This is a genomic window from Polynucleobacter sp. UK-FUSCHL-C3, assembly GCF_040409815.1.
Classification (GTDB): Bacteria; Pseudomonadota; Gammaproteobacteria; order Burkholderiales; family Burkholderiaceae; genus Polynucleobacter.
In genome coordinates, this window is the sequence record NZ_CP099959.1 from 78,352 (window position 1) to 99,789 (window position 21,438).

Genomic DNA, 21,438 nt, shown 5'->3' on the forward strand with positions numbered 1-21,438 from the left:
AGACAATTAATTTTTATTGCATCCCTAAGTAGATTCACCTATATTTACTCTCCCGGCTAAAAATAGACCAGTCCATGGGGATTGGGCGCCGCATTGAACAAATTTGGATCCAAGACTAATGAATCATTTAGAACTCCGCCCAACAGCGCAAGGACTATATAACCCAAATCATGAACATGACGCCTGTGGCGTTGGATTTGTCGCGCACATCAAGGGTAAAAAAACGCACGAGATTATTTCTCAAGGATTAAAGATTCTGGAGAACTTGGATCATCGCGGTGCAGTTGGTGCAGATCCGCTAATGGGAGACGGTGCCGGCATCTTGATACAGATACCAGATGCGCTCTATCGAGCTGAAATGAAAAAACAAGGAGTTAATCTTCCACCAGTTGGAGAGTATGGCGTTGGCATGATCTTTTTGCCCAAAGAAAGTGCTTCACGATTGGCATGTGAGCAAGAGCTTGAGCGAACAGTAAGACAAGAGGGTCAGATCGTATTGGGATGGCGTGATGTCCCTATCGATGTGAAGATGCCAATGTCGCCCACAGTTAAAAAGACTGAACCAGTAATCCGCCAAATTTTTATTGGGCGCGGACGCGAAATCATGACCACCGATGCACTAGAGCGCAAACTGTACGTCATCCGCAAAACGGGTAGCCACGCAATTAAGGATTTGCACCTAAAGCATGGAAAAGAATATTTTGTGGCATCGATGTCTGCTAGAACAATCGTATATAAAGGATTGCTCTTGGCAAGCCAAGTCGGCGCATATTACTGCGATCTGCAAGATAGTAAAGCAGTATCTGCGTTGGCATTAGTACATCAACGCTTTTCAACGAATACTTTTCCTGCCTGGGAGTTGGCTCATCCCTATCGTTTAATTGCGCATAACGGTGAAATCAATACCGTGAAGGGCAATGTCAACTGGATCAATGCTCGAACAGGTGCGATCAGTTCCCCAGTTTTAGGCGACGATCTACAAAAACTATGGCCACTCATTTACCCAGGGCAGTCTGATACCGCATCCTTTGATAACTGCCTAGAGCTTTTAGTGATGTCGGGTTATCCATTGGCGCAAGCAATGATGATGATGATCCCCGAGGCCTGGGAACAGCACACCTTGATGGATGAAAACCGCCGCGCTTTCTATGAATACCATGCCGCCATGATGGAGCCTTGGGACGGCCCAGCTGCTATTGCATTTACGGATGGCCGTCAAATTGGAGCGACCTTGGATCGCAACGGCTTAAGGCCTGCACGGTATTACGTAACTGATGATGATCTGGTCATTATGGCTTCAGAGGCTGGAGTGTTGCCAATACCAGAAAACAAGATCGTTCAAAAGTGGCGTTTGCAGCCCGGCAAGATGTTCATGATCGATATGGAGCAAGGACGCATTATTGATGACGTAGATTTAAAGGACTCGGTATCTAAAGCTAAACCTTATAAGAGCTGGATCGATGCAGTACGGGTAAAGCTCGATGAGCTCGATGTCAGCAAAAAAGATCTTCAAGAAGAAGAAAAACATATTCGTCCTGCAGCAAATCAATTAGATCGTCAGCAAGCCTTTGGCTATAGCCAAGAGGATTTGAGATATTTGATGGCGCCCATGGCACAAAACGGTGAAGAAGCAATTGGATCGATGGGCAACGACAGCCCCTTGGCAGTCTTATCCGATCGCAGTAAGTCTTTGTATAACTACTTCAAGCAATTGTTTGCCCAAGTGACCAATCCGCCGATTGATCCAATTCGAGAAAACCTGGTGATGTCCTTGGTATCTTTTGTTGGACCTAAACCAAATCTTTTAGATACCAACAACATTAATCCACCAATGCGGCTAGAGATTAGTCAGCCGGTATTAGATTTTGATGATATGACCAAGGTGCGCTACATCGAGCATTACACAGGGGGGAAGTTCCGCTCCTATGAGCTTGATATTTGTTATCCATTAGCGTGGGGCAAAGAGGGTATCGAAGCACGTTTAGCTTCTTTATGTGCCGAAGCAACGGATGCAGTCCGCAGCGGATTAAATATCTTAATCGTGAGTGATCGTCAGGTGGATGCCCAGCATATGGCTATACCAGCGCTACTCGCGACTTCGGCGATTCATCAGCATTTGGTAGAGCGTGGTTTACGAACGAGTACCGGCTTGGTGGTTGAGACTGGTAGTGCTCGCGAAGTTCATCACTTTGCATTGCTAGCGGGCTATGGTGCAGAGGCGATTCATCCATATTTAGCTATGGAAACTCTCGCTGAAATGGCCAAAGGCTTACCAGGTGATCTATCGCCAGAGAAGGTAATCAAAAACTTTGTGAAAGCCATCGGTAAGGGTTTGCAGAAGGTCATGTCGAAGATGGGTATCTCAACCTATATGTCGTATACCGGTTCACAAATCTTTGAAGCGATTGGCTTAAACAATGAGTTAATTAATCAGTACTTCAAGGGTACCTCATCGAATGTCGGTGGTATTGGTGTGTTTGAGGTTGCAGAAGAAGCCCTGCGCTTGCATCATGCAGCCTTTAGTAATGATCCGGTACTTGCTGATATGTTGGATGCAGGGGGTGAGTATGCCTTCCGCATTCGGGGTGAAAAACATATGTGGACCCCGGACTCGATTGCAAAGTTACAGCATGCGACACGCAGTGGCCCAGAGAAAGGCTATCAGACCTACAAAGAGTATGCCAATCTCATCAATGATCAAAGTAAACACTTAATGACCCTACGTGGTTTATTTGAGTTTAAGTTAGACCCGAGTAAAGCTATCGCATTAGACGAAGTGGAGTCGGCTAAAGAGATCGTCAAGCGTTTTGCGACAGGTGCGATGTCCTTGGGCTCTATCTCCACTGAGGCGCATGCCACCTTGGCAATTGCGATGAATCGGATTGGGGGAAAATCCAATACGGGCGAGGGCGGTGAGGACCCTAATCGTTACAAGAATGAACTGAAGGGTATCCCGATTAAAAAGGGCGAGACCCTTGCTAGTGTTTTGGGCAAGGATGTCGTCGAGGCGGATATTCCCCTGCAAGATGGTGACTCATTACGCTCCAAGATTAAGCAAGTTGCTTCAGGCCGTTTTGGTGTAACCACGGAGTATTTGCGCTCAGCCGATCAAATTCAGATCAAGATGGCTCAGGGTGCGAAGCCTGGGGAAGGCGGTCAACTGCCCGGCGGCAAGGTCTCGGATTACATTGGTAAGTTACGGTTTTCAGTTCCTGGAGTCGGCTTAATTTCTCCACCTCCTCATCATGACATCTATTCGATTGAGGATTTGGCACAACTCATTCATGATCTCAAGAACGTCAATCCAAAAGCTGATGTATCGGTGAAGTTAGTTTCTGAGGTCGGTGTTGGTACGGTTGCAGCGGGTGTTGCTAAAGCAAAGTCAGATCATGTGGTGATTGCTGGCCATGATGGCGGAACCGGTGCCTCACCCCTATCCTCGATTAAGCACGCAGGCTCACCATGGGAGTTAGGCCTAGCGGAGACTCAACAAACTTTGGTGCTGAATCGCTTGAGGAGTCGAATCCGAGTCCAGGCGGATGGTCAAATGAAAACTGGCCGTGATGTAGTAATCGGTGCTTTATTGGGCGCCGATGAGTTTGGCTTTGCCACCGCACCGCTAGTTGTTGAGGGCTGCATCATGATGCGTAAATGCCATCTCAATACATGCCCTGTAGGCGTTGCAACTCAGGATCCCGAGTTACGTAAAAAGTTTTCTGGCAAACCAGAGCATGTGGTTAATTTTTTCTTCTTCATTGCCGAAGAGGTGCGCGAGATCATGGCACAGTTAGGGATTCGAAAGTTTGATGATTTGATCGGTCGCGTGGATCTTTTGGATACCCGTAAAGGGGTAGACCACTGGAAAGCACAAGGATTAGATTTCAGTAAAGTGTTTGCGCTTCCTGATGTACCCGCTAAGGAGCCTCGTCATCAAATCCTCACTCAAGATCATGGCTTAGGTTCTGCACTGGATCATATTTTGATTGAGAAGAGTGAGCCTGCCTTAGAGAGCGGTGAGAAGGTGTCATTCATCGTACCAATCCGTAACGTGAATCGCACTGCGGGCGCAATGCTATCAGGCGAGGTCGCTATGCGTTATGGCCACGTTGGTTTACCCGACGACACCATTCATATTCAATTGAATGGCACAGCAGGCCAGAGCTTTGCAGCATTCTTAGCGCATGGCATTACCTTCGATTTAGTAGGTGATGCGAATGACTATGTTGGCAAAGGACTCTCGGGTGGTCGTGTGGTTGTGCGTGCGCCGCATGAGTTCCGGGGCGATACATCCCAAAATATTATTGTTGGCAATACCGTCCTTTACGGTGCGATCGAGGGAGAGGCTTTCTTTAATGGAGTTGCTGGCGAGCGTTTTGCGGTTCGCAACTCAGGTTCAATTGCAGTGGTAGAGGGCACGGGTGACCATGGTTGTGAGTACATGACGGGTGGCACTATTGTGGTCTTAGGTAAGACAGGCCGTAATTTTGCGGCCGGTATGAGCGGTGGTATTGCGTACGTCTATGATGAAGATGGCCTTTTTGAGAAGCGTTGCAATACCAGCATGGCCAGCCTTGAAAAAGTATTGCCGTCAGCTGAGCAAATAACTGCAATGCCGAAGTCTGCTTGGCATGCCCCCGTAAATGTGAAAGAGGGTGGCGAGCGTCAAACGGATGAGCAGATCGTAAAGACTCTGATCGAACGCCATTTCCGTTACACAGGATCCGAGCGAGCAAAAGCTCTCTTAGCAGATTGGGAAAGGTCCCGTACCCGTTTTGTGAAAGTGTTGCCAACCGAGTACAAGCGCGCTTTAGGAGAATTGTGGGAGCGCGCTCAGGGCCAACTTGGTAAAGAGAAGTCGGTCACGGTATAGCGGGCTAGTTTAAGACAAGAACATATTTAAGAAATTACAGGAGTTTGTATGGGTAAGGTGACTGGATTTATGGAGTTTGAACGGGTCGATGAAAAATACGAAGCCCCTGTCAAGCGCATTCATCATTACAAAGAATTTGTGGCGGCATTATCTGATGCCGATGCCAAGGTACAAGGTGCACGTTGTATGGATTGTGGCATTCCGTTTTGCAATAGCGGTTGCCCAGTGAATAACATCATTCCTGACTTTAATGATTTGGTTTATCAGGGCGATTGGAAAAATGCGATAGAGGTTTTACATTCCACCAATAATTTTCCGGAGTTTACGGGACGAATTTGCCCGGCACCATGCGAAGCTGCTTGCACTCTCGGCATTAATGAACTACCTGTAGGTATCAAATCGATTGAGCATGCGATTATCGATAAGGCTTGGGAGAATGGTTGGGTAGAGCCACAGCCTCCTAAGGTCAAGACCGGCAAGAAAGTTGCGGTGGTAGGTTCTGGCCCAGCTGGTATGGCTGCGGCTCAGCAATTAGCGCGCGTCGGTCATGATGTAACTCTATATGAGAAAAATGATCGCGTGGGCGGTTTATTACGCTACGGTATTCCTGACTTCAAGATGGAAAAATGGTTGATTGATCGGCGAGTTGAGCAAATGCAAGCCGAAGGCGTGACCTTTGCCACAGGTGTTTTTGTTGGCAAGGATAGTTTGGGTAAGGAAGTAAAAAATTATGCTCAGAAAACGGTAAGCCCCGAAGAGCTAATGAAAAACTTTGATGCAGTCATTATTAGTGGTGGCGCAGAGCAGCCTCGTGATCTACCGGTACCAGGCCGAGAACTAGCTGGCATTCATTACGCTCTAGAATTTTTAATTCCTCAAAATAAAGAGGTTGCAGGCGATTTAAAGAACGAGATTCGTGCGACGGATAAACATGTGGTGGTTATTGGTGGCGGTGATACCGGTTCGGATTGCGTTGGCACGTCAAATCGCCATGGTGCCAAACACGTTACTCAGTTTGAGCTATTGCCACAACCTCCAGAAGAAGAGAATAAGCCCTTAGTGTGGCCATATTGGCCTACAAAGTTACGGACATCTTCATCCCATGAAGAGGGATGTGAGCGTGATTGGTCGGTAGCCACAAAACGGTTTGAAGGTAAAAATGGCAAGGTTGAGAAACTTATCGGTGTTCGTCTGGAGTGGAAAGATGGGAAGATGGCTGAGGTCCCAAATTCAGAGTTTGAGGTCAAGGCAGATTTAGTTTTGCTGGCAATGGGCTTTGTCTCACCTGCTCAACAAATGCTTAGTGCTTTTGGGGTTGATAAAGACCCGCGGGGCAATGCCAAAGCAACGGTCGATGGTCATAAGGCTTATCACACAAATGTCCCTAAGGTTTTTGCTGCTGGAGATATGCGCCGCGGCCAGTCTTTGGTGGTATGGGCAATCCGTGAAGGGCGTCAGTGTGCACGCTCAGTCGATGAGTTTTTAATGGGCTCGTCGGTTTTGCCACGATAATAAGGCATGTCTATTGCAAATCATGATCATGCTGCGGTAGTTTCTATCCGCGGGGTAGATTTCTCCTACGCCCCTGGAGAGAGAAAAATTCTCTCCGGACTCAATATGGAGTTTAAGCGCGGTCAAGTCGTTGCGGTGATGGGTGGCTCGGGTTGTGGCAAGACTACAGTTTTACGTCTGATTGGCGGTCAAGTGATTGCACAACTGGGCTCAGTACACTTTGAAGGCCATGATGTCGGTACGATGAATGGCAATCAGTTGATGCAAGCCCGTCGACGCATGGGTATGCTGTTTCAATTCGGTGCTTTGTTCACTGATCTCAGTGTGTTTGAGAACGTCGCTTTTCCATTGCGCGAGCATACCAATCTCAGCGAAGAGCTCATCCGCGATCTAGTCTTGATGAAGCTCAACGCAGTTGGGTTGCGGGGTGCACGTGATCTGATGCCTTCACAAATATCAGGCGGCATGGCAAGACGAGTTGCATTAGCGCGCGCTATTGTTCTAGACCCACCGCTCATCATGTATGACGAGCCCTTCGCAGGATTAGATCCTATTGGTTTGGGGATTACAGCCCGCTTAATCCGTAATTTGAATGATGCGCTTGGGGCAACTAGCATTATCGTTACGCACGATGTGGAAGAAACCTTTGAAATTGCCGACTACGTTTACTTTATTGCGAATGGAAAAATCGGTGCAGAGGGAACGCCAGATGATCTCAATCAATCAAGCGATCCTTTTGTGCGTCAGTTTTTAGATGCCTCACCGGAGGGCCCGGTTCCATTTAATTATCCAGGCGTTGATGCTGCGACTGATTTTGGTGTGAGGTCTTCATGAGTACAGAAGCCAATTCGTTATTTAGTGGATTACTGAATAAACTAGGCGACCTGGGATTTTTTATTCGTCGCAATATTACTGGTCTTGGTTATGCGGCTCGTATGTTTGCTCTTGTGCTATTCCGATCGGGATCTTTATTAAAGCGCCCCCGTTTAGTTTCAGATCAAGTCTTATTTGTGGGTAACTACTCTTTTGTCATTATTACGGTCTCCGGTTTATTTGTAGGCTTTGTTTTAGGCCTCCAGGGTTATTACACACTTACACGTTATGGCTCAGAACAGGCACTAGGCTTATTAGTTGCTTTGTCCTTAACTCGAGAGTTAGGCCCAGTGATCACAGCTTTGTTATTTGCTGGTCGAGCTGGAACTTCTTTAACGGCAGAAATTGGTTTAATGAAAGCAGGCGAGCAACTCTCTGCGATGGAAATGATGGCGGTTGATCCTTTGCGCCGCGTGATTGCTCCTCGCCTATGGGCCGGAATTATCTCTATGCCTATTTTGGCTACGATCTTTACCGCGGTCGGTGTTCTTGGCGGCTATTTAGTGGGTGTGCCACTAATTGGTGTTGATAGCGGCGCCTTTTGGTCACAGATGCAAGGCGGTGTTGATTTGTTTGATGATATTGGCAATGGTTTTATTAAGAGCATTGTGTTTGGCTTTGCGGTGACCTTTATAGCTCTATATCAGGGCTATGAGGCTAAGCCAACCCCTGAGGGCGTATCACAGGCTACGACTCGAACGGTGGTGCTGTCATCTTTGGCGGTATTGGCTCTCGATTTTTTATTAACTGCCATGATGTTCTCAAACAATTGAGAGTGAATATAAAAATGAATGGTTTAAACAGTAATTGTTCCATTCAGAATAAACTGAGGTTCTTATGAGAAAAAGTGCAATTGATGTCTGGGTAGGTATTTTTGTTGCCATTGGTATGTTGGCGATGTTGTTCTTGGCCTTGAAGGTTGGCAATATGAGCGCCATCTCATTTGCGCCCACCTATACCGTATCTGCCCGCTTTGACAATATTGGTGGTCTAAAGCCTAGGGCCCCCGTTAAAAGTGCCGGAGTAGTTGTTGGGCGCATTGCGGATATCAAGTTTGATGACTCAACGTATCAAGCGACTGTGACTATGACCATTGATAAGGTATATAAGTTTCCGAAGGACTCCTCGGCCAAAATATTAACCTCGGGTTTGCTAGGAGAGCAATACATTGGCCTAGAGGCTGGTGGAGATGAGCAAATGCTTGGTGAAGGTGGCAAGATCGCCCAAACTCAATCAGCTATTGTCTTGGAGAATTTAATTAGCCAGTTTTTGTATAACAAGGCTGCCGATAGCGGGCAAGATAAAGGCGATGGTGCCAAGGGTTCATCGAAGTAGAATTAGACTCTCTACCAAAATAACACTAACAACTCTGTGTCAAGTTTAAAACGTCTTTTTCTTCTCTTTATTTCTGCCTCGATGATTGGGTGCGCAAGCATTCCGCCTGGCAGTGAGGGCTCTCCCAATGATCCTTGGGAATCTTTTAATCGCTCGGTCTTCGCCTTTAACGAAGGATTGGATGATTATTTACTAAAGCCCATTACGAAAGGCTATCGTTTTATTCTGCCAAAACCAGCACAACAGGGCATCGATAATTTCTTTGGTAACTATCGGGATATCTATACCTCAGCTAATAATCTTCTGCAGGGCAACTTTAGTATGGCCTTTAGTGATTTAATGCGCGTGGTCGTCAATACTATTTTTGGTTTAGGTGGCTTTATTGATATGGCTACTCCAGGCGGACTGGAAAAACATAAGGCTGATTTTGGACAAACCTTTGGTGTGTGGGGTATTCCATCGGGTCCTTATGTGGTCTTGCCAATCTTTGGGCCTAGCTCGGTGCGCGACACTTTTGGAACTGCTGCCGATTTGGAGACCGACTATTTATTCCGGCTTTTGCCCGATGTTGCCTTGCGTAACAGTTTGACCGCATTACGTGTTGTGAATGCTCGTAATACATACTTTGAGGCTGGGGATTTATTAGAGGGTGCAGCGATTGATAAGTACACCTTTACTCGCGATGCCTATATTCAAAGGCGCCAATATCAGATTGACCAGGCTAAAGAGGGCAAGGAGCCACCCATGCCTGTTTATGAAAACCAATATCAGTAACAAAAGTCTAGAAACGACTAAAATCTAGCTTTACACAAATTAGTGTCGATCATTGTGAATAAAATCATCCTATCCCTTCTTGTAAGCACTATATCCTTCTTTGTTGGCCCGGCCTATGCACAGTCAGCGCCCGACTCTAATACCCCAGATGGATTAATTAAAATTATCGTGGCCGATGTGATGATCTCGGTTAAGTCGGATCCAGAAATCCAGAAGGGTAATATTCCTCGGGTGGTCGACTTGGTTGAGAAGAAAATTGTGCCCCATACCGATATGCGACGCACCACACAGTTGGCGATGGGCAAAAATTGGAGCAAAGCTAGTCCAGAGCAACAGAATCAGCTCATCATGGAGTTCAAAAATTTATTAATTCGGACCTACTCGGGAGCGCTTAGTCAGCTTCGTGATCAGACTGTGCAATATAAACCGTTACGCGCCACTCCTAGTGATACGGATGTGATTGTACGAACAGTAGTTGTGGGTAAGGCAGATCCAATTCCTTTGGACTATCGACTTGAGAAAACCAATGATGGCTGGAAAGTCTATGACATTAATATCATGGGCGCATGGTTGATTGAGGCCTATCGTAATCAATTTGCCAATCAAATTAGTCAAAATGGCGTGGATGGTTTAATTCGGTTTTTGCAAGAGCGCAATGCTATGTTGGCTGGAAAAAAATAAGCATGAGTTTTGCGCTCCCTGCCTGTGTCAATCAAGGTAATGCAATGGGTCTTCAGCAGCAGGGTATGGCAAGTATTCGACAAAGCCAGATAATTGATTGCTCTGCTTTAATCGATTTTGATTCCAGCGTACTTGCCGTTCTTATGGCTTGGCAACGGGAGCTCCACCCCATTCATCAAACCCTAGATTTACTTAACCCGCCCGAGAAGTTAAAAGTATTAGCCCGCGTTTACGGAATCTCTAATTTACTAGGCTTAGAGTAGGTATGGCATTGGCAGTTTCGGTCGAGCACTTAAGTAAGCGCTACGGTAATTTACTCGCTCTTGATGATGTGTCTCTACAAGTTAAAGAGGGTGAATTCTTTGGTCTGTTGGGTCCAAATGGGGCTGGTAAAACTACCCTGATCTCCATACTGGCTGGCCTTTGTCGTCCAGATCAGGGAGAGGCCTTCATTATGGGCACAAACGTTCAAAGCCATTTCTTAGAAACACGCAGGATGTTGGGCGTGGTTCCCCAAGAGCTCGTGTTTGATCCATTTTTCACGGTACGCGAGACCTTACAATTTCAGTCGGGTTATTTTGGGATTTTGCATAACGATGATTGGATCGATGAGATCATGGCCAATCTAGATCTCACGACTAAGGCGAATAGTAATATGCGCTCTTTGTCAGGGGGCATGAAACGTCGAGTCTTGGTTGCTCAAGCATTGGTCCACCGTCCGCCAGTGATAGTTTTAGATGAACCTACTGCCGGAGTCGATGTTGAACTTCGTCAATCGCTCTGGAAATTTATTAGCCGTCTCAATCAAGATGGCCACACTATTGTATTAACCACACATTACCTAGAAGAGGCTGAGAGTTTATGTGGTCGTATTGCCATGTTGAAGTCTGGGCAGGTGGTGGCGTTGGATACCACAGCAAACCTACTCGCGCGTTATGGAAAGACTCGCGGGGTTGATGGACAAGAGACCGATTTGGAAGATGTATTTATGCAAATCATGGCAGGGGATCAACAATAATGCGACCTGCATTGGAGTACGGTAGCGGTTTTTTTACCCTATTGCGTAAAGAGATTAAACGCTTCTATAAGGTTGCCTTTCAGACCGTTGCTGCTCCTGTTTTAACGGCCGTTCTATATCTCATGATCTTTGGTCATGTATTAGAGGGTCGGCTGGTGGTATATGACAAATTAAGTTACACCGCATTTTTGATACCAGGTTTAGTGATGATGAGCATTTTGCAGAATGCCTTTGCTAATACTTCTTCATCTTTAATTCAGTCAAAGATTACTGGTAATTTAGTATTTATTCTCTTGGCCCCATTAACGCACCTTGAATTTTACTCAGCCTATGTATTAGCGGCAGTATTTCGAGGGATTGTAGTGGGCTTAGGTGTTTTGATCATCACCTTATTTTTTGATGTTCCCAGTATGCAGTATCCACTTTGGATTTTGTTGTTTGCTTTCTTGGGCGCTGCTATTTTGGGTGGGCTGGGACTCATTGCTGGAATTTGGGCGGATAAGTTTGATCAGTTAGCCGCATTTCAGAATTTCTTAATCATGCCTGCGACGATGCTCTCAGGGGTGTTCTACTCGATACATTCCTTGCCAACGATCTGGCAAGTCATTTCGCACTTCAACCCCTTTTTTTATATGATTGACGGCTTTCGTTACGGTTTTTTTGGAGTCTCGGATGTCTCGCCTTGGATGAGCCTAGGAGTGGTTGGAGGATTTTTTGTGATTGTCTCGGCCCTGGCTTTGCGTTTACTACAATCAGGTTATAAATTACGGTATTAAATCCATTGAATGAGGAAAGCAGATGTTCCCCACACCAGAGCAGATTGAAGGCTATATCAAGGACAAACTTCCGTGCACGCATCTAATGGTGGAGGGAGATGGCCAGCATTTTTATGCCACGATTGTGAGCCCTGACTTTGCTGGTAAGCGCTTGGTGCAAAGGCATCAAATGGTCTATGAAGCTTTAGGAGATCGCATGAAAGCAGAAATTCATGCCCTATCGATTAAGGCGTTTACCCCCGATGAGTTTGCTGCTAAATAAGCACTCATTCAGAATCAATCAATTAAAACGGATTCATGGATAAATTAGTAATGACGGGTGGTTCACCCCTTCAGGGCGAGGTACAGATTGCAGGCGCAAAAAATGCTGCCCTGCCTATTTTGTGCGCTTGCTTATTAAGTTCAGACACAATCGAGTTGCATAATGTGCCTGATTTACAAGACGTACGTACCATGCTGAAGTTATTACAGCAAATGGGCGTGATGGTTGACTTCCCGGACCCCAGTGATCGCAGTCATTTGTGTCTCAACGCTGGCAAGATCATTAGCCCAGAAGCGCCCTATGAGTTAGTTAAAACCATGCGCGCATCAATTTTGGTATTGGGCCCATTACTCGCACGAATGGGTCTAGCGACGGTGTCGTTGCCAGGCGGTTGTGCAATTGGCGCACGACCTGTCGATCAGCATATTAAGGGCCTTAAGGCGATGGGCGCTGGCATCCAGATTCGTAAAGGGTTTATTGTTGCTAAGATTGCGGAAGGTAAGCCGCGCTTGCAGGGCAATGCGATTCTGACCGACATGATTACGGTTACTGGTACAGAAAATTTGCTCATGGCAGCTTGTTTAGCCGAAGGAACTACAGTGCTTGAAAATGCCGCACGTGAGCCCGAGGTGTCGGACTTAGCAGAGCTCTTAGTAAAAATGGGAGCGAAGATTTCTGGAATTGGTAGCGACCGCTTGGTGATTGAGGGTGTATCCGCTTTACACGGTGCAAGTCATTCCATCATCCCAGATCGAATTGAGACCGGAACATTTTTATGTGCCGTGGCTGCGACCGGCGGTGAGATCACGCTTAAGAACTGTCGACCCGATACCTTGGATGTGGTCTTAGTGAAGTTAAAAGAAGCGGGCCTTAAGTTGAAGAAGGGCAAGGATTGGATAACGGCTAGCATGATAGGTCGCCCTAAACCGGTGAGCTTCAGAACCTCAGAATACCCCGCCTTTCCAACCGATATGCAGGCTCAGTTCATGGCTTTAAACGCGATTGCCAGTGGAAATTCCCGGATTACCGAGACTATTTTTGAGAACCGCTTTATGCACGTTCAAGAGCTCAATCGTTTGGGTGCCGATATCTCGATTGAGGGCAATACAGCCATTGTCGAGGGGGTGGATAAGCTCTCGGGGGCAACCGTTATGGCAACCGATTTGCGTGCCTCAGCAAGCCTTGTCATTGCAGGCTTAGCGGCTCAAGGGGAGACCCAGGTTGATCGTATCTACCATCTTGATCGGGGTTATGACCGGATGGAACAAAAATTAACCCAAATTGGCGCAAACATCCGCCGCATGAAATAATCAACGCATTATGTTGACACTCGCGCTATCCAAAGGGCGCATCTTCGAGGAAACAGCCCCAGTCTTGGCTAAGGCTGGAATACGTCCACTAGAAAATCCTGAGCAGTCGCGCAAATTGATTATCCCAACTTCGAACCCAGAAGTGCAGATCATTATTGTGCGAGCTTCCGATGTGCCTACTTATGTGCAATTTGGGGCGGCTGATTTTGGGGTGGCCGGTCAAGACGTCCTTTTAGAAAAGGGTAGCGATGGTTTGTATGTACCGATCGATTTAGGGATTGCACGTTGCCGGATGGCGGTAGCTGTTAAGAATGGGTTTGATTATGCAGGGGCGGTTCGTCAGGGCTCACGCTTGCGCGTAGCAACCAAGTATGTCAATTGCGCCCGTGAGCACTTTGCGAACAAAGGCGTTCATATTGATACGATCCATTTGTATGGCTCGATGGAGCTAGCGCCCTTAGTTGGCTTAGCTGATGCGATTGTCGATCTAGTATCCACGGGTAACACTTTGCGCGCTAATAATTTGGTTGAGGTGGAATCAATCACCGATATCAGTGCACGCCTTATTGTGAATCAGGCGTCCTATAAGCGTAAGCGTACGGCCATCAAAAAATTACTGGATGCGTGGCAGTAATGTCTAAGGTATCAAACCAAACTGTGATGGTACAACGTTTAACGAGTAGTGATCCTAACTTTAAGAAAACATTATTGGCAAGTCTTTCATTGCCATCGGCCGATGATCAAGCAATTGATGTAGTGGTGATTGCTATCTTGGCTGAGGTTAAGTCTAGAGGGGATGAGGCGCTATTAAGTTACACCAAACAATTTGATCGACTGTCTGCTAATCGTATTTCTGATCTTGAGATTAAACAGGCAGATCTAGAAGCAGCCTATCGTTCTTTACCGAGCGAGCAAGCCAAGGCGTTAGAGATTGCTGCACAGCGGGTACGCGCCTATCACGAGAAACAAAAAGAGGCGGCAGGTTGTCGTTCATGGGAATACACCGAGCCCGACGGTACCCGTTTAGGTCAAAAAGTAACTCCTTTAGACCGCGTCGGTATTTATGTGCCAGGTGGTAAGGCAGCTTATCCATCATCTGTTTTGATGAATGCAATCCCAGCAACCGTTGCAGGCGTTGGAGAAATCATCATGGCGGTGCCAACCCCCGATGGTGCTCGCAACCCTTTAGTCTTGGCTGCCGCTTATTTAGCAGGAGTACATCGCGTATTTACCATCGGTGGCGCACAAGCTGTTGCTGCACTTGCGTATGGAACGCAAACAGTTCCTGCGGTTGATAAGATCGTGGGTCCTGGTAACGCCTATGTGGCCGCTGCAAAGCGTCGTGTCTTTGGCACGGTGGGCATTGACATGATTGCCGGCCCTTCAGAGATCTTGGTGCTCTGTGATGGCAGCACCGATCCCGATTGGATTGCGATGGATTTGTTCTCGCAGGCAGAGCATGATGAATTAGCCCAGTCGATTTTGCTGTGTCCTGATCCTAATTTTATTGATAAGGTCAATCAGAGCATTCAAAAGCTATTACCGCAAATGCCACGTGAGAAAGTGATTCGAGCATCGTTGCAAAACAGGGCTTTGTTGATTGAAGTAAGCGATATGAATGAAGCCTGTCAGATTGCCAACCTGATTGCTGCCGAGCATTTAGAGATATGTACGCAAGAGCCACAACGTTGGGCTGAGCAAATTCGGCATGCAGGCGCAATCTTTATGGGTTCGTATACGAGTGAATCTCTCGGGGATTATTGTGCGGGTCCTAATCACGTCTTACCAACGGCGCGTACCGCCCGTTTCTCTTCCCCATTGGGTGTCTATGACTTCATGAAGCGCTCAAGCTTAATTGAAGTAAGCGAAGCAGGAGCGCAAACGCTCGGACCAATTGCGAGCACCCTAGCGCACGGCGAGGGCTTGCAAGCCCATGCGCGTGCCGCTGAGATGCGCCTCAAGAAAAAATAATTGGTTTAGACAGAAAGTATTTCTTTTAATGCCGCAAGGAAAGCGCTCATTTGCTCATCGGTGCCGATGGTGATTCGCAAGAATTGATCAATACGTTTTGTTTTGAAGTGCCGCACAATAATTCCCCGATCACGTAATGCTTGATGGATCCTTGCGCCATCATGTTTGGGGTGTCGTGTAAAGACAAAGTTCGCACTGGAGGGCAGGGTCTCAAAACCAAGTACATCTAGTTCCTTGACAAATTGAGATCGTGTTGTCATAACTTTACTCGACATGGCATCCAAATGAGCTTGATCTTCCATCGCGGCGATTGCACCCACTTGCGCTAGCCTACCTAATGGGTAAGAGTTAAAACTATTTTTGACTCGTTCTAGACCGGTGATCAGGTCTGGGTGGCCTAATGCATAACCAACTCGTAATCCTGCCAGTGCTCGTGATTTAGAAAGGGTGTGGGTAATTAGTAAATTAGGTGGATTGTTTTGCAGAAGAGGTACGCAAGACTCAGTTCCATAGTCAACATAGGCTTCATCAATCACCACAATGCTGTCGGTATTTTGAAGAAGCAATAACTCGACTTGTGAAAGTGGCAGACCGCATCCTGTGGGCGCATTGGGGTTGGGGAAAATGATCCCGCCATTACCACCATATTGTTTACTCAATTCCAAATAGTCTTCCACCCGAACGGCAAACTGATCATCTAAGGCAATGGTGCGATGCTCAATTCCAAAGAGTTGGCAGTAGACTGGGTAGAAGCTATAGCTAATGTCTGGAAATAAAACAGGCCGATTAGGGTGTTTGAGAAGACCTAGAAAGGCATGCGCCAAGACCTCATCAGAGCCATTGCCCACAAAGACTTTATTGGATGTGATGCCATGATGCTTAGCAATCACTTCTTTGAGATCTTTGGCATCCGGATCGGGGTACAGACGCAGGTTGTCGTTATTAGCTTGCGCAATCGCTGCTAGTGCCTTGGGGGATGGCCCATAGGGACTCTCGTTGGTATTGAGCTTTACGAGCTTTTCAAGCTTCGGTTGCTCACCCGGCACATAGGGGCTAAGATTTTGTAGGTCAGGGTTCCAAAAGCGGCTCATAGAGGGAGTGAAGTGATTGATTTTGAATGACAAATGATATTATGAACCCCTAAACCCATTTTATTTTTTTGAACGCCACACTATGCGCCAAGCGGATGTAAGTCGAAATACTTCTGAGACAAAGATCCAAATTACATTAAATTTGGATGGAACGGGTAAGGCCGATCTGAACTCGGGAGTCCCCTTTTTAGACCACATGCTCGATCAAATTGCGCGGCACGGCATGATTGATCTCAAGGTCCATGCCAAGGGCGACACTCATATTGATGATCATCACACCGTGGAAGATGTTGGCATTACCCTGGGTCAAGCTATTGCAAAGGCGGTGGGCGATAAGGCAGGCATTACTCGCTATGGACACTCTTACGTACCTCTTGATGAGACCCTCTCTCGAGTCGTGGTTGATTTTTCGGGTAGACCCGGTTTGGAGTTCAATGTACCATTTACTCGTGCTCGTGTGGGTGACTTTGATGTTGACCTAAGCATTGAGTTCTTTCGGGGGTTTGTCAATCATGCGGGAGTGACCCTGCACATCGATAATATTCGGGGCGTGAATGCGCACCATCAAATCGAGACTGTATTTAAGGCCTTTGGAAGAGCTCTGCGGATGGCATTGAGTGTTGATCCGCGCTCCCCGAATGCCGTTCCATCCACCAAAGGAAGTTTGTAATACTGCCCCCTTTCTATTGCTAAAGAATCGATTGAGCTAGCGATGCATATCGCCATTGTTGATTACGGGATGGGTAATTTGCGTTCGGTCTCTCAGGCCCTGCATCATGTCGCCCCAGACTGCAAGATCAGCATTGCCAATGATGCGCAAGAGATCCTCCGCTCCGATCGAGTTGTGTTGCCGGGTCAGGGGGCGATGCCAGATTGCATGGCACAGCTACGCTCCTCTGGTTTGCTTGATGCGGTCTTGTTATCTGCGCGCGAGAAACCTCTTCTTGGAATTTGTGTGGGCGAGCAGATGTTGTTTGAAGAAAGCGAAGAGTGTAAGCCAGGGGTGGCGACTAACACCGCTTGCTTAGCACTTATGCCTGGCAAAGTTGTTCGTTTTGCCTTGTCCGGAACCCAAGAAGACGGCTCAGAATACAAAATCCCGCATATGGGTTGGAACCAGGTCCGTCAAGACCAAGATCATCCTTTATGGCATGGCATACCCGATATGAGCAGTTTTTATTTTGTTCACAGCTATTATGTAAAAGCCAGTAGGTCGGAAGATGCTGTAGGATCAACCAATTACGGGGGGTGGTTTACATCTGCCGTGACTCGGGATAATATTTTTGCTACGCAGTTTCATCCAGAAAAAAGTGCTCAACACGGACTTAAGCTCTATCAAAACTTTGTCGCTTGGCGACCTTGATCCCACACAACATTTCCTTTACGCCATTTATTTATGTTGTTAATCCCCGCAATCGATATTAAAGATGGACATTGTGTTCGTCTTGAGCAAGGCGATATGAACCGTAGCACGGTATTCTCTGAAGATCCTGCTGCGATGGCAAAGCATTGGTTAAGTAAGGGCGCAAGACGCTTACATTTGGTTGATCTGAATGGCGCATTTGCTGGTAAGCCAAAAAATGAGTCTGCCATTAAGGCGATCTTGAAAGCCGTTGGTAATGACATTCCAGTTCAACTGGGTGGTGGTGTACGTGATCTAGAGACCATTGAGCGACTTTTGGATGACGGTATTAGTACCATCATTATTGGCACAGCGGCTGTGAAGAACCCTGGATTTTTACAAGATGCCTGTACTGCATTTGCGGGTCATATCATGGTGGGTCTCGATGCCAAAGACGGTAAGGTGGCAACCGATGGTTGGAGCAAGCTCACGGGTCATGAGGTGATTGATTTGGCGAAGAAGTTTGAGGACTATGGCGCTGAAGCTATCATTTATACCGATATAGGCCGTGATGGCATGCTCAAGGGCATTAATCTAGAGGCGACCGTGAAACTGGCTCAGTCTGTGCGCATTCCTGTAATCGCGAGCGGTGGGCTGTCAAATAAGAAAGATATCGAAGCACTTTGCAAGGTAGAAGACGAGGGCATCATGGGCGTCATTGCTGGACGGTCGATTTATAACGGTGACCTTGATTTTGCAGAGGCTCAAAAATACGCTGATCAACTTAGTAAGAGTCAGTAAAGCATGCTCAATAAGAGGATTATTCCTTGCCTTGATGTCACTGCAGGGCGAGTGGTGAAGGGTATAAATTTTGTGGGTTTGCAAGACGCGGGTGATCCCGTTGAGATTGCGCAACGTTACGACGGTCAAGGCGCTGATGAACTCACCTTTTTAGATATCACCGCAACCTCAGATGAGCGCGATCTAATTTTGCACATCATTGAGGCCGTTGCTTCGAAGGTATTCATTCCATTAACGGTGGGTGGTGGAGTTCGAGAGCTAAGCGATGTACGTCGTCTCTTAAATGCGGGTGCGGATAAGGTCAGCATGAACTCCTCGGCAGTTGCGAACCCCGATCTAGTTTCCGAGACCTCGGCTTACTATGGATCGCAATGCATTGTGGTGGCCATTGATGCAAAGCAAAGCGCCCCTAATCGTTGGGAAGTGTTTACGCATGGTGGCCGCAAGAACACTGGTATTGATGTCATTGAATGGGCCAAAGAGGTTGCCAAACGAGGAGCCGGAGAAATACTTTTAACCAGCATGGATCGGGATGGCACCAAAGACGGTTTTGATTTGACGCTCACTGCGGCGGTGAGTCATGCGGTTTCCGTGCCGGTGATTGCCTCCGGTGGCGTAGGTGGTTTACAAGATTTGGTTGATGGTATTCAGATTGGTAAAGCGGATGCCGTTTTGGCAGCGAGTATCTTTCATTATGGGCAGCATACGGTACAAGAAGCGAAGCAGTTTATGGCGAGCAAGGGAATTGCGATTAGACTTGACTGATCGAGCTCAACTAAATATGACAACGCCCAAATTAACCAAGACTCCCACTTTGCAAGCAGGCCCGTGGCTTGATCGTATTGTTTGGAACGATCTGGGTTTAGTGCCTGTGATTGCACAAGAGGCTTCTTCGGGCGATATCTTGATGATGGCCTGGATGAATCAAGAGGCTTTATTACAAACTTTGCAAAAGGGTGAGGCGGTCTATTGGTCGCGCTCACGCAATAAGTTATGGCACAAGGGCGATGAGTCTGGCCACTTTCAGACCATACGTGAGATCCGTTTGGATTGCGACGGCGATACTCTTTTGCTCATTGTTGATCAGAAGGGTGGTATTGCCTGCCATACTGGCAGACACAGTTGTTTCTTTAATGAATGGGACCCGGTCGCCAGTAACTGGGTCGATACAATAAAGCCATGACAGACAGCAAAGCTAATTTAGATTCTGTATTGGCCTACCTTGCCGATGTGGTCGATCAGCGCCGTGCCGATCTGGCTGCCGGCAAGATTGATGCAAGCAGTTCATATATCGCCCAACTGTTCACCAAGGGGGATGATGCGGTTTTGAAAAAGATTGGGGAGGAGGCGACCGAGACCGTGTTGGCTGCCAAAGACTCTCGGCAGCATCAATTGGACCCAAAACACCAAGCCTTATTTGTGGGTGAGATGGCGGATTTATGGTTCCATTGTCTTGTTGCCCTATCCAAGTTCAATTTACGTCCCGAGGATGTCTTAGCTGAACTCAAGCGTCGGGAGGGGGTTTCGGGCTTGGCTGAGAAAGCGGCCCGTAAGCCTTAATTAACCCTAAGTAGCCCCACGCTCCTTGTTTTGGGGAGGTTTTCGGGTAAGATCCATGTCCATGAATCATTCCAGCCATGACCCCAGTTGCATTTTTTGCAAGATTATTGCAGGGGAAATACCTTGCCAAAAGGTCTTTGAGGACGAAGAAATCCTCGCTTTTAATGACATTAATCCGGCAGCCCCAGTCCATTTTTTGATCATTCCCAAAAAACATATCCCTATGCTGGAATCTGCCACTGCCCACGATGCACCATTGCTAGGTAGAATGATGGAATTAGCCCCGCGTTTGGCTCTACAACAAGGATCTCGGCCTGGAAAAGAGGGTGGTTTTCGGGTGTTGGTGAACAATGGCGCTGATGGGGGTCAAGAGGTTTACCACTTGCATTTGCATGTGATGGGCGGGCCACGCCCCTGGAAAAAATAATTTTAGGAGAAATTGAGATGGGCTCATTTAGTATTTGGCATTGGTTAATCGTATTGGCGATCATTTTGTTGGTGTTTGGCACCAAGAAATTGCGTAATATCGGCTCAGATTTAGGCGGAGCAGTGAAAGGTTTTAAAGATGGTATGAAGCCTGGTGAAGAAGCTAAGACCGATCAAATTCAGTCGCAAGCAGCCCCTGCTGACAAAACAGTGGACGTGCATGCGAAGGACGTTAATAAGTCCTAAGCCATTCCATTTGTACTTAGCAGAACACTTTTCTACTAGCGCTAATCAAGAACCGGCGATGCATCGATGATTGATCTTGGTATATCAAAGCTCGCCCTGATCGCAGTGGTGGCTTTGATTGTGGTGGGTCCCGAACGTTTACCCAAGGTTGCTCGCATGGCGGGCAATTTATTTGGACGCGCTCAGCGCTATATGAATGAAGTGCGCTCCGAGGTTAATCGCCAAATAGAGCTTGACGAGTTCAAGAAACTGCGTGAAGCGAGCACCGACGCCATGAAGGAGATGGAGAGCACCTTAAATGCTACGGTGCAAGAAGCCAATGTCAATCTCAGTGATCAGGCAGAACCAAAGACCGATGATTACGCTAGCGCTATTTTAGAATCAGCACCAGACGTTACCAAGGTGTATCGCGATGCCCTGCGTCAGGGGCGAGATAGTTGGGGTGTGAAACGTACTGCGAGACCATTATGGTTTAAGCATTCCGCTGGAATTCGTACGAGAGTTCAGTCGGGCGCTGCACGCGTGAAGCGCTTTAAGCGACCAGTGTTGCATAAGTAAGCTCAAAACAATAAACCAACAATCAAAAGAAC

Annotated in this window: 24 protein-coding genes; 23 read left to right on the forward strand and 1 reads right to left on the reverse strand. The window is 47.2% G+C overall.

Going from position 1 to position 21,438, the window contains the following annotated elements; translation table 11 throughout:
* Window positions 1-118: 118 nt before the first annotated feature.
* The 14 genes from NKE59_RS00470 (at window position 119) to hisD (ending at window position 15,382) form a co-directional block, all read left to right on the forward strand.
* Window positions 119-4,870, forward strand: a complete 4,752-nt coding sequence (locus NKE59_RS00470; RefSeq protein WP_353438898.1) for a glutamate synthase-related protein — start codon at window positions 119-121, stop codon at window positions 4,868-4,870.
* A gap of 48 nt (window positions 4,871-4,918) precedes the next feature.
* Window positions 4,919-6,382 carry a glutamate synthase subunit beta gene (locus tag NKE59_RS00475; RefSeq protein WP_353438899.1) on the forward strand — a complete coding sequence of 488 codons (1,464 nt, stop codon included), beginning with the start codon at window positions 4,919-4,921 and terminating at the stop codon, window positions 6,380-6,382.
* Window positions 6,383-6,388: 6 nt separating this feature from the next.
* A complete protein-coding gene (locus NKE59_RS00480; protein ID WP_353438901.1) occupies window positions 6,389-7,216 on the forward strand; it encodes an ABC transporter ATP-binding protein in 828 nt (275 codons plus the stop codon).
* Entirely contained in the window at window positions 7,213-8,028 is an 816-nt protein-coding gene (gene mlaE / locus NKE59_RS00485; protein ID WP_353438902.1) for a lipid asymmetry maintenance ABC transporter permease subunit MlaE, read from the forward strand. The genes NKE59_RS00480 and mlaE overlap by 4 nt, the downstream gene beginning before the upstream one ends.
* A 64-nt stretch (window positions 8,029-8,092) precedes the next feature.
* The gene (gene mlaD / locus NKE59_RS00490) at window positions 8,093-8,590 is read left to right on the forward strand and encodes an outer membrane lipid asymmetry maintenance protein MlaD (protein ID WP_353438903.1); all 498 of its coding nucleotides are present in this window, start codon (window positions 8,093-8,095) and stop codon (window positions 8,588-8,590) included.
* A 36-nt stretch (window positions 8,591-8,626) separates the two neighbouring features.
* The gene (locus NKE59_RS00495; RefSeq protein ID WP_353438904.1) at window positions 8,627-9,364 is read left to right on the forward strand and encodes a VacJ family lipoprotein; all 738 of its coding nucleotides are present in this window, start codon (window positions 8,627-8,629) and stop codon (window positions 9,362-9,364) included.
* Window positions 9,365-9,415: 51 nt separating this feature from the next.
* Window positions 9,416-10,045: an ABC transporter substrate-binding protein gene (locus NKE59_RS00500; RefSeq protein ID WP_353439869.1), complete on the forward strand. Its 630-nt coding sequence runs from the start codon at window positions 9,416-9,418 to the stop codon at window positions 10,043-10,045.
* A gap of 2 nt (window positions 10,046-10,047) precedes the next feature.
* Entirely contained in the window at window positions 10,048-10,308 is a 261-nt protein-coding gene (locus NKE59_RS00505; RefSeq protein WP_353438905.1) for an STAS domain-containing protein, read from the forward strand.
* A 2-nt stretch (window positions 10,309-10,310) separates the two neighbouring features.
* Complete coding sequence (locus tag NKE59_RS00510) at window positions 10,311-11,063, forward strand: ABC transporter ATP-binding protein (protein ID WP_353438906.1); 753 nt, start codon at window positions 10,311-10,313, stop codon at window positions 11,061-11,063.
* Window positions 11,063-11,839: an ABC transporter permease gene (locus NKE59_RS00515; protein WP_353438907.1), complete on the forward strand. Its 777-nt coding sequence runs from the start codon at window positions 11,063-11,065 to the stop codon at window positions 11,837-11,839. Before NKE59_RS00510 ends, NKE59_RS00515 begins: the two co-directional genes overlap by 1 nt.
* A 22-nt stretch (window positions 11,840-11,861) precedes the next feature.
* A complete protein-coding gene (locus tag NKE59_RS00520) occupies window positions 11,862-12,101 on the forward strand; it encodes a BolA family protein (protein WP_353438908.1) in 240 nt (79 codons plus the stop codon).
* Between the two features lie 35 nt (window positions 12,102-12,136).
* Entirely contained in the window at window positions 12,137-13,411 is a 1,275-nt protein-coding gene (murA, locus tag NKE59_RS00525; protein WP_353438909.1) for a UDP-N-acetylglucosamine 1-carboxyvinyltransferase, read from the forward strand.
* 10 nt (window positions 13,412-13,421) lie between these two features.
* Window positions 13,422-14,045 carry an ATP phosphoribosyltransferase gene (gene hisG, locus NKE59_RS00530; RefSeq protein ID WP_353438910.1) on the forward strand — a complete coding sequence of 208 codons (624 nt, stop codon included), beginning with the start codon at window positions 13,422-13,424 and terminating at the stop codon, window positions 14,043-14,045.
* Window positions 14,045-15,382 (forward strand): histidinol dehydrogenase, encoded by a 1,338-nt coding sequence (hisD, locus tag NKE59_RS00535; RefSeq protein ID WP_353438912.1) that lies wholly within the window; start codon window positions 14,045-14,047, stop codon window positions 15,380-15,382. Before hisG ends, hisD begins: the two co-directional genes overlap by 1 nt.
* 5 nt (window positions 15,383-15,387) lie before the next feature.
* Here hisD and hisC read toward each other — a convergent pair whose 3' ends face one another.
* Window positions 15,388-16,473 carry a histidinol-phosphate transaminase gene (hisC, locus tag NKE59_RS00540; RefSeq protein ID WP_353438914.1) on the reverse strand — a complete coding sequence of 362 codons (1,086 nt, stop codon included), beginning with the start codon at window positions 16,471-16,473 and terminating at the stop codon, window positions 15,388-15,390.
* Window positions 16,474-16,555: 82 nt separating this feature from the next.
* Here hisC and hisB point away from each other — a divergent pair, with 82 nt between their 5' ends.
* From hisB to tatB, 9 genes are all read left to right on the forward strand, one after another.
* Complete coding sequence (gene hisB, locus NKE59_RS00545) at window positions 16,556-17,143, forward strand: imidazoleglycerol-phosphate dehydratase HisB (RefSeq protein ID WP_353438915.1); 588 nt, start codon at window positions 16,556-16,558, stop codon at window positions 17,141-17,143.
* Between the two features lie 42 nt (window positions 17,144-17,185).
* Entirely contained in the window at window positions 17,186-17,836 is a 651-nt protein-coding gene (hisH, locus tag NKE59_RS00550) for an imidazole glycerol phosphate synthase subunit HisH (RefSeq protein WP_353438916.1), read from the forward strand.
* A gap of 33 nt (window positions 17,837-17,869) precedes the next feature.
* A complete protein-coding gene (gene hisA / locus NKE59_RS00555; RefSeq protein ID WP_353438917.1) occupies window positions 17,870-18,616 on the forward strand; it encodes a 1-(5-phosphoribosyl)-5-[(5-phosphoribosylamino)methylideneamino]imidazole-4-carboxamide isomerase in 747 nt (248 codons plus the stop codon).
* 3 nt (window positions 18,617-18,619) lie between these two features.
* Window positions 18,620-19,381 (forward strand): imidazole glycerol phosphate synthase subunit HisF, encoded by a 762-nt coding sequence (hisF, locus tag NKE59_RS00560; protein WP_353438918.1) that lies wholly within the window; start codon window positions 18,620-18,622, stop codon window positions 19,379-19,381.
* A gap of 16 nt (window positions 19,382-19,397) precedes the next feature.
* Complete coding sequence (gene hisI / locus NKE59_RS00565; RefSeq protein ID WP_353438919.1) at window positions 19,398-19,799, forward strand: phosphoribosyl-AMP cyclohydrolase; 402 nt, start codon at window positions 19,398-19,400, stop codon at window positions 19,797-19,799.
* Window positions 19,796-20,176, forward strand: coding sequence for a phosphoribosyl-ATP diphosphatase (locus NKE59_RS00570; RefSeq protein WP_353438920.1), 381 nt, complete (start codon window positions 19,796-19,798; stop codon window positions 20,174-20,176). The genes hisI and NKE59_RS00570 overlap by 4 nt, the downstream gene beginning before the upstream one ends.
* 61 nt (window positions 20,177-20,237) lie before the next feature.
* Entirely contained in the window at window positions 20,238-20,603 is a 366-nt protein-coding gene (locus NKE59_RS00575) for a histidine triad nucleotide-binding protein (RefSeq protein WP_353438921.1), read from the forward strand.
* Between the two features lie 17 nt (window positions 20,604-20,620).
* Window positions 20,621-20,848: a Sec-independent protein translocase subunit TatA gene (tatA, locus tag NKE59_RS00580; RefSeq protein WP_353438922.1), complete on the forward strand. Its 228-nt coding sequence runs from the start codon at window positions 20,621-20,623 to the stop codon at window positions 20,846-20,848.
* Between the two features lie 66 nt (window positions 20,849-20,914).
* The gene (tatB, locus tag NKE59_RS00585) at window positions 20,915-21,406 is read left to right on the forward strand and encodes a Sec-independent protein translocase protein TatB (RefSeq protein WP_353438923.1); all 492 of its coding nucleotides are present in this window, start codon (window positions 20,915-20,917) and stop codon (window positions 21,404-21,406) included.
* Window positions 21,407-21,438: the final 32 nt, after the last annotated feature.